This is a genomic window from Acidovorax sp. NO-1 (assembly GCF_000238595.1).
Classification (GTDB): domain Bacteria; phylum Pseudomonadota; class Gammaproteobacteria; order Burkholderiales; family Burkholderiaceae_C; genus Acidovorax.
Map to the genome: position 1 here is coordinate 34,902 of NZ_AGTS01000083.1, position 18,439 is coordinate 53,340.

General features: G+C 64.7%; 13 protein-coding genes. 8 read left to right on the forward strand and 5 right to left on the reverse strand.

Translation table 11 applies throughout. From position 1 onward, the window contains the following. Positions 1–37 precede the first annotated feature (37 nt). From KYG_RS13020 to KYG_RS13040, 5 genes are all read right to left on the reverse strand, one after another. The gene (locus KYG_RS13020; RefSeq protein ID WP_008905373.1) at positions 38–1,999 is read right to left on the reverse strand and encodes an acetyl/propionyl/methylcrotonyl-CoA carboxylase subunit alpha; all 1,962 of its coding nucleotides are present in this window, start codon (positions 1,997–1,999) and stop codon (positions 38–40) included. An 8-nt stretch (positions 2,000–2,007) separates the two neighbouring features. Continuing rightward, positions 2,008–3,627, reverse strand: coding sequence for an acyl-CoA carboxylase subunit beta (locus KYG_RS13025; protein WP_008905374.1), 1,620 nt, complete (start codon positions 3,625–3,627; stop codon positions 2,008–2,010). Between the two features lie 51 nt (positions 3,628–3,678). Next, positions 3,679–5,811, reverse strand: a complete 2,133-nt coding sequence (locus tag KYG_RS13030) for a 3-hydroxyacyl-CoA dehydrogenase NAD-binding domain-containing protein (RefSeq protein WP_008905375.1) — start codon at positions 5,809–5,811, stop codon at positions 3,679–3,681. A 45-nt stretch (positions 5,812–5,856) separates the two neighbouring features. Next, positions 5,857–7,065 carry an acetyl-CoA C-acetyltransferase gene (locus tag KYG_RS13035; protein ID WP_008905376.1) on the reverse strand — a complete coding sequence of 403 codons (1,209 nt, stop codon included), beginning with the start codon at positions 7,063–7,065 and terminating at the stop codon, positions 5,857–5,859. Between the two features lie 70 nt (positions 7,066–7,135). After that, positions 7,136–8,272, reverse strand: a complete 1,137-nt coding sequence (locus tag KYG_RS13040) for an acyl-CoA dehydrogenase family protein (protein WP_008905377.1) — start codon at positions 8,270–8,272, stop codon at positions 7,136–7,138. Positions 8,273–8,423: 151 nt separating this feature from the next. Between KYG_RS13040 and KYG_RS13045 the strand changes: the two genes are divergently transcribed. The 8 genes from KYG_RS13045 (at position 8,424) to KYG_RS13080 (ending at position 18,431) form a co-directional block, all read left to right on the forward strand. Further along, positions 8,424–9,113, forward strand: coding sequence for a TetR/AcrR family transcriptional regulator (locus KYG_RS13045; protein WP_008905378.1), 690 nt, complete (start codon positions 8,424–8,426; stop codon positions 9,111–9,113). Positions 9,114–9,152: 39 nt separating this feature from the next. Next, entirely contained in the window at positions 9,153–10,751 is a 1,599-nt protein-coding gene (locus KYG_RS13050; RefSeq protein ID WP_237707256.1) for a long-chain fatty acid--CoA ligase, read from the forward strand. A gap of 79 nt (positions 10,752–10,830) precedes the next feature. After that, complete coding sequence (locus KYG_RS13055; RefSeq protein ID WP_008905380.1) at positions 10,831–11,580, forward strand: electron transfer flavoprotein subunit beta/FixA family protein; 750 nt, start codon at positions 10,831–10,833, stop codon at positions 11,578–11,580. Beyond that, positions 11,580–12,518: an electron transfer flavoprotein subunit alpha/FixB family protein gene (locus KYG_RS13060; protein ID WP_008905381.1), complete on the forward strand. Its 939-nt coding sequence runs from the start codon at positions 11,580–11,582 to the stop codon at positions 12,516–12,518. Before KYG_RS13055 ends, KYG_RS13060 begins: the two co-directional genes overlap by 1 nt. 99 nt (positions 12,519–12,617) lie before the next feature. Then, positions 12,618–14,210, forward strand: coding sequence for an AMP-binding protein (locus tag KYG_RS13065; RefSeq protein WP_034694582.1), 1,593 nt, complete (start codon positions 12,618–12,620; stop codon positions 14,208–14,210). 215 nt (positions 14,211–14,425) lie between these two features. Then, a complete protein-coding gene (locus KYG_RS13070) occupies positions 14,426–15,214 on the forward strand; it encodes an enoyl-CoA hydratase/isomerase family protein (RefSeq protein WP_008905383.1) in 789 nt (262 codons plus the stop codon). A gap of 14 nt (positions 15,215–15,228) precedes the next feature. Beyond that, positions 15,229–16,452, forward strand: a complete 1,224-nt coding sequence (locus tag KYG_RS13075; RefSeq protein ID WP_085942575.1) for a CaiB/BaiF CoA-transferase family protein — start codon at positions 15,229–15,231, stop codon at positions 16,450–16,452. Beyond that, entirely contained in the window at positions 16,449–18,431 is a 1,983-nt protein-coding gene (locus KYG_RS13080) for an acetoacetate--CoA ligase (protein WP_008905385.1), read from the forward strand. The genes KYG_RS13075 and KYG_RS13080 overlap by 4 nt, the downstream gene beginning before the upstream one ends. Positions 18,432–18,439 lie beyond the last annotated feature (8 nt).

Below are 18,439 nucleotides of genomic sequence, written 5' to 3' on the forward strand. Positions count from 1 at the left end.
GTGTGGCGGATGTCGTGCGTGCAGGGCGGTGCGCGCCTCAATCAGGCTGCTCGACCAGCGACACCAACAAGGCGCGCGTGGCCACCTGGTCGCCAGCGCGCACCGCCACTTGGTCCACCACGCCGTCGCGACGGGCCAGCAGTTGGTGCTCCATCTTCATGGCTTCGAGCACCACCAGGCGTTGCCCCTTGGTGACGGTGTCGCCAGGTCGGACGTCAACGGCCAGTACCCGTCCATTCATGGGGGCGAGCACACGTGATTCCGCGCTGCCTGCAGCTGCGGCCGGTGGGTCATAGGTCAGGTCTTCAAAGCTGGCGCTCAGGTCGCCCAGTTCCAGGTGCAACACGCCGCCGGCAAACACCGCAGCCGCGTGCTGTTGCACGCCATCGGCGATCAGGTGCAGGCACTCGCCTTGACGCCCACTGAGGGTGACGTGGTGCAGCGCCGCGCCCACTTCGAGCGTGTAGCGGTGGGCGCCAGTGACCGTGATGTGCACGGCATGTCGGTGTTCGCCCTCGCCGATCAGCATCGGCCAGCGTGCCGGTCCGCTGGAGCGCCAGAGCGCGGCTGCGACCGGTGTGGCGCTGGCTTCAAACCACAGCGTGCCGGCCAGCGCCAGCGCCAGCGAGTCGGGCTGGGGCCGCACCAGCGCCGCAGCGCCGAAGTGATGGGCGATGAAGGCCGTGGTCGTTTCGCCAGCGGCGAAGGCCGGGTGGCTGGCCACGGCTTCGAGGAAGGCACGGTTGTGGGGCAGACCGAGCAGGCGGGTGCGTTGCAGCGCACCGATCAGGCGTCGCCGGGCTTCGTCGCGGGTGGCGCCGTGTGCAATGATCTTGGCGATCATCGGATCGTAGTGAGGGCTCACGGTCTGACCCGATGCCAGGCCGTGGTCAACGCGCACGCCTTCGCCCGTGGGCGGGCTCCAGAGCGCAACATCGCCACTTTGCGGCAGGAAGCCGTTGTACGGATCTTCGGCGTACAGGCGCACTTCGATGGCGTGCCCGTTCAAGTGCACTTGCTCCTGCGTCAGCGGCAAGTGCTCGCCACGGGCCACGGCGATCTGCCAGGCCACCAGGTCCAGTCCGGTGATGCACTCGGTCACCGGGTGTTCGACCTGCAGCCGTGTGTTCATCTCCAGAAAGTAGAAGCGCCCTTCGCTGTCGAGCAGAAACTCCACCGTGCCGGCGCCGACGTAGTTCACGGTGCGCGCAGCCGCCACCGCCGCCGCGCCCATTTGCTCGCGCAGCTGGGGCGTGACCGCCGGGGAGGGCGCTTCCTCGAACACCTTCTGGTGCCGGCGCTGGATCGAGCAGTCGCGTTCGCCCAGGTGGATGATGTGGCCGTGCAGGTCGCCAAAGACCTGGATTTCGACATGGCGCGGCTCAATCACCGCGCGCTCCAGGATGAGCTCTTCGCTGCCGAAGGCGTTGCCTGCTTCCGAGCGGGCGCTGGCCAGGGCGACCGCGAGGTCTTGCGGGCGTTCGACCAGTCGCATGCCTCGCCCGCCACCGCCCGCCGCCGCCTTGACCATGATCGGGAAACCGATCTCGGCAGCCTTCGTGAGCAGCGTGGCATCGGACTGGTCAATGCCCTGATAGCCCGGCACGCAGGGCACGCCCGCCGCCAGCATCAGGCGTTTGGCGCCGGCCTTGTTGCCCATTTTCAGGATGGCCTGCGGGTCCGGGCCGATGAACACCAGCCCGGCGTCCAGGCAAGCTTGCGCAAAGCCGTCGTTCTCGGACAGGAAGCCGTAGCCGGGGTGTACCGCGTCGGCACCGGTGCTGCGCGCCGCCGCCAGCAGCGCCGCAACGTTGAGGTAGCTCTCGCGCACCGGCGCCGGGCCGATGCACACGGCCTCGTCGGCCAGGGCAACATGCAGCGCCTGGGCATCGGCTTCGCTGTAAACGGCCACCGTGCGGTAGCCCAGCGCCTGGGCCGTGCGGATGATCCGGCAGGCGATCTCGCCGCGGTTGGCAATCAGGATTTTGGTGAAGTTCATCAGGGTTCTCACATCCGTGCCACGCCAAAAGTGTTCGAAAGCAAGGGCCTCAACCCGGCTTCCCGACACACCGCCAGGGTGGTGGCGAGCGCGCGGCGGGTGTCGCGCGGGTCGATGATGCCGTCGTCCCACAGGCGCGCGGTGGCAAACAGCGAATGCGATTCGAGGTCAAAACGTGCCAGGATCTCGCTTTTCATGGTGGCCATGGTTTCGGCGGGTGGCTCCTTGCCAGTGCGGGCAAATTTTTCTTCGGTGACGATGCGCATCACGGTGGCGGCCTGCTCGCCGCCCATCACAGCCACCCGCGCGTTGGGCCAGGCGAACACGAAGCGCGGATCGTAGGCGCGGCCGCACATGCCGTAGTTGCCGGCACCGAAGGAGGCACCTGTCATCACGGTGATTTGCGGCACGGTGGCATTGGCCACGGCCTGGATCATCTTGGCGCCATGCTTGATCATTCCGACCTGCTCCACATCCTTGCCGACCATGAAGCCGGTGGTGTTCTGCAGATAGACGATCGGGGTGCCCGACTGGCAGCACAACTGGATGAACTGGGTTGCCTTGGTGGCGCCTTGCGGATCAATGGGCCCGTTGTTGCCGATGAAGCCGCAAGGGTATCCCTCGATGGCACCATGGCCGCACACGGTGCCGGAGCCGTACAGCGGTTTGAATTCGAGGAAGTCGGAGTCGTCGATCACCCGCGCCAGCACTTCGCGCATGTCGTAGGGCTGGCGAAAGTCAACCGGCACCACGCCCGCCAGTTGCTCGACCGGATAACGCGGCTCTTTCCAGATCTTCACCGCGCGCATCGGCAAGCGGTCGTTCCACGGCAGCCGCGCCAAGATGTCGCGTGCGATGCGGATGCCGTCGGCGTCGTCCTCGGCCAGGTACTCGGCCACGCCCGACATCGAACAGTGCATCTCGGCGCCGCCCAGCTCTTCGTCGGTGGCGATCTCGCCGGTGGCGGCTTTTAGCAAGGGTGGGCCGGCCAGGAAAGCCTTTGCACGGCCGCGCACCATGATCACATAGTCGGACATGCCCGGAAGGTAGGCGCCGCCGGCAGTTGAGTGGCCGTGCATCACGCAGACCTGCGGAATGCCCCTGGCCGATAGCCGCGCCTGGTTGGCGAAGCCGCGGCCGCCTTCAATGAACACCTCGCCCACATGCATCAGGTTGGCGCCGCCGGACTCGACCAGTCGCACCACTGGCAGTTTGTTCTCCAGTGCGATGGCTTCGGCGCGCAGGCTCTTCTTCATGCCCATCGGTGTGATGGTGCCGCCCTTGATCGCGCTGTCGGAGGCGATCACCACGCAACGAATGCCCGACACCACCCCGGTGCCGCAGATGATCCCGCCCCCCAGCACGTTCTTCTCGCCGTCGTCGTCGTGCATCCTGAAGCCGGCCAGGGTCGAAAACTCCAGCCACGACGAGCCGCGGTCGAGCAGCAGCGCGATGCGCTCACGCGGCAGCAGCTGCTTGCGGGCGCGGAACTTGGCTTCTTGGCTGTTCGACGTGTTGCGCACACGGTCTTCGAGCGTGCGGAAACTGTCGATCAGCGCGAGCATCTGTGCGCGCTCGCGCAGGAAGCTCTCTGACTGCGGGTCGACTTGACTTTGAATGGCGGGCATGGGTGGTTCTCGCTGAAAGGTCGCAGTGAACGAATGGGGTCACAGGCCTGCTTACAGGTCGTAAAAACGCTCACCCTGATCGGCCATGCGGCGCAGCAGTTGCGGCGGCGCAAAGCGCGCACCGTGCCGCTCGGCCAGGGTCTCGCAGGCCTTGACAAAAGCGGCCAGCCCCAGGCTGTGGATCTGGCCGATTGGGCCGCCCAGGTAGGCCGGGAAACCCCAGCCCAGGATCGCGCCGACATCGGCATCGATGGGCGCCAGCAGCACTTTTTCTTCGAGGCAGCGCGCGGTTTCGACCGATTGGATGAACATCAGGCGTTGCTTGACCTCTTCGACCGTGGGTTGCGTGGCCGCCAGCGGGAACGCCTGCGCCAGGCCTGCCCACAGTTGCTTCTGGCCATCTTGCGGGTAGTCGTAGAAACCCTTGCCGGTCTTTTTACCCAGTCGTCCCAACTTGTCCACCATGCGGTCGCAGACGTCGTCGATGGCGCTGCGCTGGTAGGCCTTGCCGAGGTCGGCGGCGGTCTGTTTCCGGATGCGCGCCATCAATTCGAGCGAGACTTCGTCGGCCAGCGCCAGCGGCCCCACCGGCATGCCGGCCATGCGCCCGGCGTTGTCGATCAGCGCCGGCTTCACGCCTTCGGCCAGCAGCGCCAGGCCTTCGCCGACGTAGGTCGAGAACACCCGGCTGGTGTAGAAGCCGCGGCTGTCATTGACGACGATGGGCGTCTTGAGGATCGCCTTGACGAAGTCCATGGCACGGGCCAGGCATTCATCACTGGTGGCCTGGCCGCGAATGATCTCCACCAGCGGCATCTTGTCGACTGGCGAGAAGAAATGCAGGCCGATGAAATTGGCCGGACGTGCGGACGCCTCGGCCAGCCCGCTGATGGGCAGGGTGGAGGTGTTGGAGGCGAAGATGGCGCCGGGGGCGATCACCGCCTCGGCCTTGCGCGTCACGTCGGCCTTGATGGCGCGGTCTTCAAACACCGCTTCGACCACGATGTCACAGCCTGCCAGGTCGGCGAAGTCGGTGGTCGGTTTGATCAGGGTGAGCTTGGCATCACGCTCGGCCTCGGTCATGCGCTTGGCGGCCACGCGCTTGTTCCACAGGTTCTCGCTGTAGGCCTTGCCCTTGGCCGCGCTGTCGGTGCTGCTGTCGAGCAGCACCACTTCCATGCCGACCTCGGCGGCGGCGAAGGCAATGCCCGCGCCCATCATGCCAGCCCCCAGAATGCCGACCTTGCGGTAGCTGGCCTGAGGCACGCCCTTGGGCCGGGAGGCCAGCTTGCTGGCGGCGGGAATGCCAAAGAACAGCGAGTGAATCATGTTCTTGGCCTCTTTGCCGGTCGTCAGCTTGACGAACTCGCGCATCTCGACCTTGCAGCCGGTGTCGATGTCGACCTGGCAGCCGTTGTAGACGCAGTTCAAGATCGCCTCGGGCGCGGGATAGTTGCCAAAGGTCTTGGCGCGCAGCATGGCGTTGCCTGCGGTGAAGGTTTCGTAGCCCATGGGGCTTTGCACGGCGCCGCCCGGCAGCTTGAAACCCTTGCGGTCCCAGGGCTGAACAGCGGCAGCGGCACCGTCGGTCAGCAGCCACTGCTTGGCGCGGGCCAGCAGTTGGTCGGCCGGCACGACTTCATCGACCAGACCCGCTTCCAGGGCTTTTTTCGGGGCGAGCTTTTTGCCTTCGAGCAGGAAGGGCAGCGCGTTGCGCACGCCGATCATGCGCGGCAGACGCTGCGTGCCGCCTCCGCCCGGCAGTAGGCCAAGGGCCACCTCGGGCAGGCCGATGAGGGCCTTAGGGTTGTCGGCGGCAATGCGTCGGTGGCAGGCCAGCGCGACCTCGTAGCCGCCGCCAAGCGTGGTGCCGTTGAGGGCCGCGACGAAGGGCTTGCCGCTTTTCTCAATGCCGCGCATCAGGGCGTGCAACTGGGTGACAAAGTCCATCATGCCGGCCACGTCGGTGATGGCGAGCATCATGTTGAGGTCGGCGCCGGCGATGAATTCGGGCTTGGAGGATGTGACGACCACGCCCTTGACGGCAGAATCCGCTTGGGCACGCTTCACGGCGTCGGCGAAGGCGGGAATGGATTGCCCGTTGAGGACGTTCATCGGCACGTCCTGCATGGCCCAGGTGATGGTGGCGATGCCGTCGGCATCAACCTTGTAGTCAATAGTCATGGTGGTGGTCCAGGTCTGTGATGAGGATCGCGTCGTGCCGGGGCTTCAGACGCGCTCGATGATGGTGGCGGTGCCCATGCCGGCGCCCACGCACAGCGTGATCAGGCCAGTGGACAGGTTGCGCCGCTCGAGTTCGTCGAGCACGGTGCCCAGTATCATGGCGCCGGTCGCGCCCAGCGGGTGCCCCATGGCAATGGCACCGCCGTTGACGTTCATCTTGTCGTGCGGGACGTTCATCACTTCCATGAAACGCAGCACGACCGAGGCGAAGGCTTCGTTCAGTTCATATAGGTCGATGTCGCTGGCCCTCATGCCGGCGAGCTTGAGCGCCTTTTCCGCCGAGTAGGAGGGGCCGGTCAGCATGATGGTGGGTTCGCTGCCGATGGAGGCGAACGAGCGGATGCGTGCACGGGCTTTCAGGCCCAGCAGCTTGCCGGCCTCGGCGTTGCCGATCAGCACCGCGGCCGCGCCGTCAACAATGCCCGACGAGTTGCCGGCGTGGTGCACGTGCGCCATGCGCTCGATCTCCGGATAGCGCTGCATGGCCACCGCGTCGAAGCCGTATTTCTCGCCCTGCACCTTGAACGCAGGCTCCAGCTTGGCCAGCGACTCCAGCGTGGTTTCGGCGCGCATGTGTTCGTCGCGATCCAGTACGACGCAACCGTTCACGTCCTTGACGGGAACAATCGACTTGGCGAAGCGGCCTTCGGCCCATGCGAGTGCCGCGCGGCGCTGGCTTTCGACCGCGTAGCTGTCAACATCGTTGCGGCTGTGGCCGTAAAGGGTGGCAATCAGATCGGCTGAAATTCCCTGCGGCACAAAATAGGTCGGAATCGCTACCGCGGGGTCAGCCGCCCAAGCGCCGCCGCTGGTGCCCATGGGCACACGGCTCATGCTCTCGACGCCGCCGCCGATGACCAGTGGCGACTGGCCCGACATCACCTTGGCGGCGGCCATGTTGCAGGCCTCCAGGCCCGAGGCGCAAAAGCGATTGATCTGCACACCGGCAGCGCTTTCGTGGTAACCGGCGGCGATGGCCGCAACGCGGGCGATGTTGGCGCCTTGCTCGCCGGCGGGTTCGACGCAGCCGAGGATGATGTCGTCCACGAAGGCGGTGTCCAGGGTGTTGCGGTCGCGCAGCGCCTGCAGCGCGGTGATGGCCAGACTGATGGGCGTGCTGCCGTGCAGCGCACCCGAGCTGCGGCCCTTGCCGCGCGGCGTGCGCACGGCATCAAAAATGAATGTTTCGGTCATGGTGGGTTTCCTTCTTTCTGAATCTGTGGAAGCGATAGGCAAGATGGCGGAAAGCGGCTGGCGGCGTGTGCTACAGCGTACGGCTGATGATTTCCTTCATGATTTCGTTGGCGCCACCGTAGATGCGCGCGACGCGCGCATCCGCATAGGCGCGGGCAATCGGGTACTCCCACATGTAGCCGAAGCCGCCGAACATCTGCAGGCATTGGTCGATCACCTTGCAGTGCAGGTCGGTGGTCCAGTACTTGGCCATCGCGGCGGTGGCGGCATCAAGCTGACCATCCATCAGCAGGCCGAGCAGGCGGTCGACAAAGACCTGTGCGATCTGCACCTCGGTTTTCATTTCGGCGAGCTTGAAGCGGTTGTGCTGGAAATCGATCACGCGCTGGCCGAAGGCCTTGCGATCCTTGGTGTAGGCCAGCGTCCATTCGAGCGCGGCCTCGGCGCCCGCCACCGCGCCGATGGCGATCTGCATGCGCTCCCAGGCCAGTTCCTGCATCAGCAGGAAAAAGCCCTTGCCCTCGCCGCCGAGGATGTTGCTGACCGGCACGCGCATGTCTTCGAAGAAGAGTTCCGAGGTGTCCTGCGCCTTCATGCCGATCTTTTCGAGGTTGCGCCCGCGCGTGAAGCCGGGGCGATGGGTCTCAACCAGCACCAGCGAGGTACCCTTGGCACCTTGCGTCGGGTCGGTCTTGGCGACAACGATCACCAGGTCGGCGTTCTGGCCATTGGTGATGAAGGTCTTTTGACCATTGATCACCAGTTCGTCGCCGTCACGGACCGCGCTGGTGCGCACGCTTTGCAGGTCGCTTCCTGCGCCCGGCTCGGTCATGGCGATGGCGCCAATCACCTCGCCGGTGGCCATTTTCGGCAGCCAGCTGTGCTTTTGCTCCTCGGTGCCGTAGGCCAGGATGTAAGGTGCCACGATGTCGGAGTGCAGGCCGAAGCCGATCCCGCTCGTGCCAGCGCGCGCGACTTCCTCGATCAGCACGGCACTGTGCAGGCGCGTGCCGCCACCGCCGCCGTATTGCTCGGGTATGGCGGGGCACAGCAGGCCCGCGGCGCCGGCCTTGCGCCAGACGGCGCGCGGCACGATGCCATAGGTTTCCCAGCCAGCGTGATGGGGGATGACCTCTTCTTCCAGAAAGCGGCGGGCCTGGTCCCGGAAGAGTTCGTGTTCTTCACCGAAGAGGGTGCGGTTGAGCATGGGCCTGTCCTTGAAGTTAGATTGAGATTGACACTGGCATGGCCGACGGCTGCGAAGAGTGGCTCGTCCACGCGGGACGGCGCCGGAAGCACCCAGCACGCGATGGATAAGACCATCAACCAAACGCTTGTTAGATGATATAGTATATGGCATGACGAAGAAGCAAGACAACCCACTCCCGCGCAGAGATGCGATCCTGGCGGCTGCGGCGAGTCGGTTCCGGCGACAGGGTTTCGAGCGCACCTCGGTGCGCGAGATTGCCCAGGCCATGGGCATGACTTCGGGTTCGATCTTCTACCACTTCGCCACCAAGGAGGAACTGCTGGTGGCGATCATGGAGGAGGGCGTTCGCGACATCATGCAGTCGGTGCGCGACGGGCTGGCTGGCGAGACGCGCCTGCCCGAGCGGCTGCTGTCGATGGTGCGCAGCCACCTGAAAGCTTTGCTGGGTACGAGGTTCGACGCCATGACCGTGCTGCTCTACGAGTGGCGCAGCCTTTCGCCGGCCGCGCAGACCCGGGTGATGGCAACGCGCGATGCCTACGAGGCCTTGTGGATGGTGCCGATCAGCGAGGCTGCGGCGCAGGGCTTGGTCGACACCGATGCCGTGCTGGTGCGCCAGACGGTGCTCGGCGCCCTCAACTGGACGGCGCAGTGGTACCGGCCTGGCGGGCGTCTGGACGTCGATGCGTTGGCGCAGCGCATGTACACGATGCTGTTTCCTCGTGTGGTCGCATCCGATGTGCAAGGTGCGGCATGCGCAAGTAGGTCGAAGGCTATCGGTACCCCTTCGGAGAGCCCGGGAGCAGGGCCGTCCGAAACAGTACCTTCTTTGAATTGAAAGCTAAACAGGAGAAAAGCAGCTATGAAATCGACCATGATGCAAGTGCCGCTCTCGCTCAATCATTTCCTGGAGCGGGCCAAGCTGTACCACCCGAAGGTGGAGATCGTATCGAGGATGCCCGACAAGTCCCTGCATCGCCATACCTACGCCGACTTCCACCGTCGGGCCAAGGGTCTGGCCGAGGCGCTGGTCAAGGCCGGCATCCAGCCCGGTGACCGGGTCGCAACCCTGATGTGGAACCATTACGCCCACCTCGAGTGCTACTTCGGCATTCCGGCGGCCGGCGCGGTGATGCATAACCTCAACTTGCGCCTGTTCCCGCACGACATTGCGTTCACCGTCAACCACGCCAAGGACCGTTTCCTGATCGTCGACGATGTTTTGCTGCCGTTGCTGGCGCAGTTCGCCAAGGATGTCAACTTCGAGCGCATCATTGTGGTGCCGCTGACAGGCAAGCCGGTGCCGCAGGGGTACGAGGACTATGAAGGCTTCATCGGTGGAGCGACTGATGACTTCAGATGTGTTGAAGTCGATGAAAACGCGCCCTGCGGCATGTGCTACACCTCGGGCACCACGGGCAGCCCCAAGGGTGTCGTCTATTCGCACCGCTCCACCGTGCTGCACACGCTCGTGGCGGCACTGCCAGGGGGGATCAACGTGTCGGGTACTGACACAGTGCTGCCGGTGGTGCCAATGTTCCACGCCAACGCATGGGGTTTGCCATTCGTCTCAACTTTCGTCGGTGCCAAGCTGGTGTTTCCCGGCCCGCACCTCGACTCAGAATCGCTGCTCGACTTGTACCAGCGCGAGCGGGTCACCGTCACCGGTGGTGTGCCCACCATCTGGTTGTCGCTGCTGCAAACGCTGCGCGCAAACCCGGGCAAGTACGACCTGGTGCCTGGCATGCGCATGATGGTGGGCGGCTCTGCGGCACCCGAATCCTTGTTCCGTGGTTTCGATGAGTTTGGTCTTGAAGTCGGCACTGCTTGGGGCATGACCGAGACTTCGCCGCTGGGTACCGTGTCCTCGCTCAAACCTTCCATGCGGGCACTGCCCAAGGAAGAGCAATATGCCTTCCGTATCAAGCAGGGCATGGCCGCGCCATTGGTTGAGATTCGGCTGGTCGGCGACAACGGTGAAGTACCGTGGGATGGGCGGTCGGTCGGCGAGATTCAGGTGCGTGGGCCATGGATTACCGGCTCTTATCACGATCTGCCCATCAACGAAAGCAGCTTTACTGCCGATGGCTGGCTGCGCACAGGTGATGTCGGCTGCATCGACTCCGAGGGTTTTCTGCAGTTGACCGATCGCACCAAGGATTTGATCAAGTCGGGCGGCGAATGGATTAGTTCGGTCGATCTGGAAAACGCCGTGATGGGGCATCCGGCGGTGCTGGAGGCAGCTGTGATCGCGGTGCCGCACCCGCGCTGGGCCGAGCGGCCGCTGGCGGTGGTGGTGTTGCGCCCTGGCATGAGTGCCACTGGGGAAGAGATTCGCGATCATCTGGCCAAGACGTTCGCCAAGTGGCAGTTGCCCGAAGGTTTCGCTTTCGTGAATGAAATCCCGCGTACTTCGACCGGCAAGTTCCTCAAGACCAAGCTGCGGGAGATGTACAAGGACTGGAAGTGGGAGTGAGCCGTGATTGAAGGGGCCGGCTTCGGGCTGCGTTCTTGCCGGTTTTGAATTGTTTATTTTTTAACCCTATGGAGATAAAGTGAAGATATTGGTCGCTGTCAAGCGGGTGCTGGACTACAACGTCAAGGCCCGCGTCAAGTCCGACGGTTCGGGAGTCGATCTCGCGAACCAGAAATTGTCCATGAACCCGTTCGACGAGATCGCCTGCGAAGAGGCGGTGCGCCTCAGGGAGGCCGGTGTCGCTTCTGAAGTGATCGTCGTGTCCTGTGGCCCGACCGCTTGCCAGGAGACGCTGCGCAGCGCGATGGCCATCGGCGCCGATCGCGCCGTGCTGGTTGAAACCGACGCCGCGCTCGAACCGCTCGCGGTGGCCAAGCTGATGCAGCATGTGGCCCAAAAAGAGGGCGTTCAGTTCGCCATCTTCGGCAAGCAGGCGATTGATGACGACGCTGGCCAGACTGGCCAAATGTTTGGCGCGCTGATGGGCTGGGCCCAAGCCAGCTTCGCCTCCAAGGTGCAGATCGGCGGCGACACCGCCACCATCACGCGCGAGATCGACGGCGGCCTGGAAACCCTGGCCATGAAGCTGCCGGCCGTGATCACGACCGACCTGCGCCTGAACGAGCCGCGCTTCATCACGCTGCCCAACATCATGAAGGCCAAGAAAAAGCCGATGGAGGTGATCAAGGCGGCCGAGCTCGGCATCGACATCGCGCCGCGCACCGTGACCCTGCACGTCAGCGAGCCGCCGACCCGCAAGGCCGGCATCAAGGTGGCCGACACGGCCGAACTCGTCAAACGACTCAAAGAAGAAGCGAAGGTGATCTGATGACAACCCTGATCATTGCGGAACACGACAACGCCGTACTCAAAGCGGCCACGCTGAACACGATTGCCGCGGCCACGCGCATCGGCGGCGACATCCATGTGCTGGTGGCGGGCCGCAACTGCGCTGCCGTGGCCCAGACTGCGGCGGCGGTTGCGGGCGTGAGCAAGGTGCTGCACGCCGACGCGGCGCACTACGAGGCCCATATGGCCGAGAGCCTGGCCGAGCTGGTGCGCTCACGCGTGCGCGCCGATGCGGGCTACACCCATGTGCTGGCACCGGCGACGGCCTTTGGCAAGAACGTGCTGCCGCGCGTGGCGGCCTTGCTGGACGCCTCCCAGGTGTCGGACGTGATCGCGATCGAGTCGCCCGACACCTTCCTGCGCCCGTTCTATGCCGGCAACGCGCTGGCCCGCGTGCAATCAAAGGATGCCATCAAGGTGCTGAGCATTCGCACCACCGCCTTCGACCCGGTCGGTTCGGGCGGCACGGCAGCGGTCGAGACGCTGGACGCGGCTGGCGATCTCGGCTTGACCACCCTGGTCGGGCGTGAGGTGGTGAAGCTGGAGCGCCCGGAACTCGCCGCTGCAACGGTCATCGTATCGGGCGGACGCGGACTGGGCGCGGCCGACAAGTTTCACGCCGTGCTGGAGCCGCTGGCCGACAAGCTTGGCGCGGCGATCGGCGCCTCGCGCGCCGCCGTCGACGCCGGCTACGCGCCCAACGACTACCAGGTCGGCCAGACCGGCAAGATCGTGGCACCCCAGTTGTACGTGGCGGTCGGCATCTCGGGCGCCATCCAGCACCTGGCCGGCATGAAGGACAGCAAGGTGATCGTTGCGATCAACAAGGACGCCGAAGCGCCGATCTTCCAGGTGGCCGACTATGGGCTGGTGGCGGATCTGTTCACAGCGGTGCCCGAATTGGTGACTGCGTTATAGGTCGCAGCGGATGCCGAGGTAAAGCAGAGGCCAGGCTTGTTCCTGGCAGGATGGTCGGCGGCACCGGTCAAACAATTCAAAATGCAGGAGACATCGATCATGAACCCATCAACCTCCGTCATCGCTGGTGTGCCATCCCCTGGCGCAATTGCCCGCGTGGCCATCGGCGACTTCCTGCGCCGCTCGGCAGCTCGAGACCGCGCCAAGACGGCGTTCGTGCTCGGCGATCAGCGCATGAGCTACGGTGAGCTCGATGAGCGCGTGACCCGCTGCGCCAATGCCTTGCTGGCCGCTGGCTTGGTGCGAGGTGACCGCGTGACCACGCTATGCAATAACTCGCTTGAGTTCCTGGTGGCCATGTTCGGCATCCATCGCGCCGGCCTGATCTGGGTGCCGATCAACACCGGCCTGGGGCTGGATGACGTTCGCTACATCATCGACCACTCTGAGGCGCGCTTCCTGCTTGTGGATGCCGCTCTGCTGGTGCGCCCGGAGTTGCGTGCAGCCATCGAGGCGCAGCCCGGTCGCGGATGGGTGCTGGAAGGCGAGGGGGCTGGGGCTTTCAGCAGCTTCGCTGCAGCGATTGCTGCGCAGTCTGCCACTGAGTCCGAGGTTGAAATTCATGACCGCGACGTAGCCCAGATCATGTACACCAGCGGAACCACCGGCCGCCCTAAGGGGGTGATGCAAAGCCATTTGTCGGTGGTGATGGCAGCGATGAACAACGCGCTTGAGTTGGGGGTGTGGCGCGATGCCGTGAACATTGCCGTGCTGCCCCTCTTTCATTGCGCCCAGCACACGCTGATGTGCGGTGTGCTGGCGGGCGGCGGCACGGTGATTGTGATGCGCGCTTTCGAACCCGCCGCCATGCTCGACGCCATCGAGCGTGAACGGGTGACCTTGCTGGTGGGCTTGCCGCAGATGCACCAGGCCATGCTCGATCATCCCTCGCGCCCGGGGCGAGACCTGTCGAGCCTGCGCATGTGCGTGTACGCCATGGCGCCCATGGCCGAGACCCTGCTGCGCCGCCTGATCGCCGAGTTCTGCCCGAATTACTCATTGGCCACCGGTCAGACCGAGATGTACCCGCTCACCATGGCCTTCCGGCCGGAAGAGCAGCTTAAACGCTTTGGTTCCTACTGGGGCGTCAGTGCATTGATCAACGACACGGCGGTGATGGACGACGCGGGCCAGCTGCTCGGCCCCGGCGAGGTCGGCGAGATCGTGCACCGCGGTCCGAACGTGATGGAGGGCTACTACAAAAATCCCGAAGCCACCGCTGAGGCACGCGCTTTCGGCTGGCACCACACCGGTGACCTAGGCATGTGGGTCGATGGACAGATGATGTTCAGGGACCGCAAGAAGGACATGATCAAGACCGGCGGCGAAAACGTGCCGTCCATCAAGGTCGAGGCCACGTTGCTGCGCCACCCGGCGGTGGCCAATGTGGCGGCGGTTGGTTTGCCGCACCCGCGCTGGATCGAGGCGGTCACCGCCTTCGTGGTGCTCAAGCCAGGGGCGCAGGCCGACGAGGCCGAGTTGATCAACCACTGCAAGGAGCATCTCGGTGGCTTTGAGGTGCCCAAGGCGATCCGCATCGTCGATGCCTTGCCGATGACCTCCACCGGCAAGATTCAAAAGCATCCGCTGCGTGACAGCTATCGCGCCCTGTACGAGGACATTGAACGATAGGTGTCGGGAAGGTCATGGGGTGTGCAACACACGCCCGCGCCTGTGACCAGGCTGCTTGCAAGGCGTGCTTCGGCTTGCGGTCCTAACTAACCACCGTTCTATCAATATGTTCGCATGACGTTTATCGAAACCAGCCGGTTTCCGGCAGGCGCGGACAGTCGCCCTTGATCCTTGATCCTTGATCCTTGTTCATCCCACCGTCAGAAAGGTTTTCCATGTCCGTCGTTCCTGCCATCTTGCTTGCGGTTGATGCCGACGGCATTGCGACCCTGACCCTCAACCGGCCCGATCAGCTCAATGCCTTCGATCTTGAGATGGTGGATGCTTGGCGCGCAGCACTTGAGCAGGCCGAAGCTGATGAGCGAGTCAAGGTGATCGTGGTCACCGGTGCCGGACGCGCCTTCTGTGCGGGTGGCGACTTCGAGGAAATGGCTAAGTTCAGTGAAATGGACAGCATGGGACGCAAGGATTTTCTGTACCGCCACGTGCATCGCATTGCGCTCACGCTGGAGCGGATGGAAAAACCGGTCATTGCCGCTGTCAACGGCGCTGCGCGAGGCGCTGGCTGCGACATGGCCTTGATGTGCGATATCCGCTTGATGGCCAGCTCGGCCACGCTGGCCGAGAGTTATATCAACATCGGACTGATGGCCGGTGATGCCGGTGCCTGGTACTTGCCGCGACTGATAGGCACGGCGCGCGCGCTCGAGTTGTTCTGGACCGGTCGCGTGGTGGGGGCGGAAGAGGCCGACCGCATTGGCATGGTCAATCGCGTGGTGCCCGATGCCGAACTGATGACCGCCACCTACGATATGGCGCGCACCATTGCCGCCAAGCCGCAGCAGGCGGTTCGCTTCTTTCGCCGCGCCGTCTACCAAAGCCAGACCATGGCGCTCGCCACACACCTGGACATGGTGTCCTCGCACATGGCGGTGCTCGAAGACACGCCCGAGCATCGCGCCGGCATTGCGGCCTTCCGCACCCGCTCACGCGCCAGCAAGTAGAAAAGGGCGTTGCCGTGCAAGGTATTCTGAGTGGCATCACCGTCGTCGATCTGTCTCGCTTGATAGCCGGGCCTTACGCGGCCATGGTGCTGGCCGACCTGGGCGCCCGCGTCATCAAGGTCGAAGCCATGACAGGCGAGGAGGGGCGGCATTTCGGCCCGCCGTTTTATGGCGACTCCAGCGTCGCTTTCATGACCTGCAACCGGGGCAAAGAGTCGATCGCGCTGGACATACGCACCCCTGCCGGGCGCTCGGTGCTGGAGCGGCTGATTTCAAAAGCCCAGGTTCTGGTGCACAACTTTCGCCCCGACTTTGCCGAGACACATGCGCTGACCTACGACGCGGTGCGGCGCATCAACCCGACGCTGGTGTACTACATGGTCAGCGCCTTCGGTGAGCAGGGCGACTACCGGCTCAGGCCCTCGGTCGACAGCGTGGTGCAGGGCATGACGGGGGCCTTCTACGCCAGCGGGGAAGAGGGCAATCCACCGGTTCGTATCGGCTTGCCGATCATCGATGTGGCGTCCGGCATGTGCGGCGCGTTGGGCGTGCTGGCCGCGGTGATGCATTGGCAGCAGACCGGCCAGGGGCAGCGCGTGGAGTTGTCCCTGGTGGACACCATGTTCAATTTTCTTGCCAGCAAGGTGGGTGAATATGCGGTTGAGCAGCGCGAGCCGGTTCGTGCGGTGAACCTGCCGATTGCTGTGCCGAGCCGTCACTTTCGAGGCTCCGACGGTGCCTGGTTCAGCGTGTCGGTGGTGAATGAAGGTGCGTTCAAGCGGTTTTGCGCCGTCATCGAGCGGCTGGAGTGGCTCACCGATCCGCGTTACCAGCGCAATGCGGTGCGCATTGCCAACCGGCCGGCGCTGCTGGCTGAACTGGAGGCGATTTTCATCACCCGTTCGGCGGCTACCTGGGTGGCAGCCTTCGAGGCCGCCGATATTCCCTGTGGTCCGGTGAACACGGTGTCCGAGGCCATGGCCGACCCGGTGCTGGCCGCCCGTTTCGTGGAGCACCCCGAGATGCCGGGGCTGCCGCTGATCCCTTTTCCGGCGCAGCTGGCTGCAGGCATGCGCAAGATCGGTGAGATGCCGGCGCCTCCTGCGCTGGGGCAGCATACCGGGCAGGTGCTGGGCGAATTGGGCTACGGTGCGCCGGAGATTGCCCAACTGGTGCGCGACGGGGTCGTGCGCCTGCAAGAAACCGCCATGGCAAGCACAGCAGGAGGGAAGCCATGAGCCCGTCTTCCACCGACATCTTGTGGACCCCCCGCGCGGATCGCATCGCGGGTGCCGAGGTGACCCGTTTCCAACAATGGCTGGAACGCGAAAAAGGCCTGCGCTTTGCCGACTACGAGGCCTTGTGGCAATGGTCCGTGGATGACCTGGAGGGCTTCTGGCGCGCCATCGTCGAGTATTTCGAGTTGCCGCTCGACGACTGGAATGGCCCGGTTCTGAGCGATCGCCGGATGCCAGGCGCGCAATGGTTTGTGGGCGCGCGCACCAACTATGCGCGGCAGGTGTTCCGGCACGCCACGGACGCCAGACCGGCCATCGTCTTCCGCAATGAAGCGGGCGAGCGGGCGGACATGTCCTGGCGCACGCTGCAAGACCAGGTGGCGGCGCTGGCCCAGTGGCTGCGCGCGGCGGGCGTGGGGCCGGGCGACCGCGTGGTGGCCTACCTGCCCAATATTCCGCAGACCATCGTGGCTTTTCTGGCCACGGTTTCGGTGGGGGCGGTCTGGTCGGTGTGCTCGCCCGACATGGGGGCGCCCACGGTGCTGGACCGTTTCCGGCAGATCGATCCGAAGGTGTTGATCGCGGTCGATGGCTACCACTGGGGTGGCAAGCGCTTCGACCGGCGCGAAGCCGTGGCCACGCTGCTCGACGGGCTGCCCAGCGTCGAGCGCTGCGTGCTCTTGCCCTGCCTGGAGCGCAGCGCCAGCGCGGACGCGCTGCGCGGTGGCGTGCTCTGGAGCGAGGTGGTCAGCGCCCCGGCTGAACTGCGCATCGAGTCACTGCCTTTCGACCACCCGCTGTGGGTGGTGTATTCGTCGGGCACCACCGGCTTGCCCAAACCCATCGTGCACGGCCATGGCGGCATTGTGCTGGAGCAGGTCAAGCTGATGCGCCTGCACAACGACCTCGGTCCCGAAGACCGCTTCCACTGGTTTTCCACCACCGGCTGGATCATGTGGAACTGCCAGGTGGGCGGTTTGCTGGTGGGGGCGACGGCCTGCCTGTACGACGGCAACCCGGCCTGGCCCGACTACACCACGCTGTGGCGTTTCGCTGGGGAAGTCGGCGTGACGTTTCTGGGTGCCGGTGCGGCGTTTTATGCGGCCTGCCAGAAAGCCGATGTCGAGCCGCGCGAGGTGGGCGCGCTGGGGCCGCTGCGCACCGTGGGTTCGACCGGCTCGCCACTGTCCCCGGAAAGCTACCAGTGGATTGCCAAGCATGTCGGGCGCGATGTCTGGATCAACCCGATCTCCGGCGGCACCGACTTCGCCGGGGCCTTCGTCGGCGGCGTGCCGACCCTGCCCGTTGTCGTGGGAGAAATGCAGGGGCGCTGCCTTGGGGCGCGCGTCGAGGCCTTCAGCGAGCAGGGCCAGCTGGTCGTGGACGAGGTGGGTGAGTTGGTCTGCACCGCGCCCATGCCGTCCATGCCCCTCTACTTCTGGAACGACCCCGGCAACCGGCGCTATCTGGACAGTTATTTCGACATGTACCCCGGCGTCTGGCGGCATGGCGACTGGCTTCGCATCACACCGCGCGGCGGCGCAATCATCTACGGTCGCAGCGACACCACCATCAACCGCCACGGCGTGCGCATGGGCACGAGCGACATCTACAGCGTGGTCGAGGCGCTGCCCGAAGTGCTCGACAGCCTGGTGGTCGACCTTGAATATCTGGGGCGCGAAAGCTACATGCCGATGTTCGTCGTGCTGCGTCCGGGCGTGGCGCTGGACGCGCCGCTGATCGGGCGCATCCAGAGCGCCATCCGCGCGGCCGCGTCGCCGCGCCATGTGCCGGACGCGGTGTTTGCCGTGGCCGAGGTGCCGCGCACGCTCACCGGCAAGAAGCTCGAACTGCCGATCAAGAAGCTGCTGCTCGGCCAGCCCATCGACAAAGTGGTCAACCGCGATGCACTGACCAACCCCGCCAGCCTGGACTGGTTTCTTGAATTTGCACGCGGGCATGCCACGCAGAGCCGCTGATTTTCCCC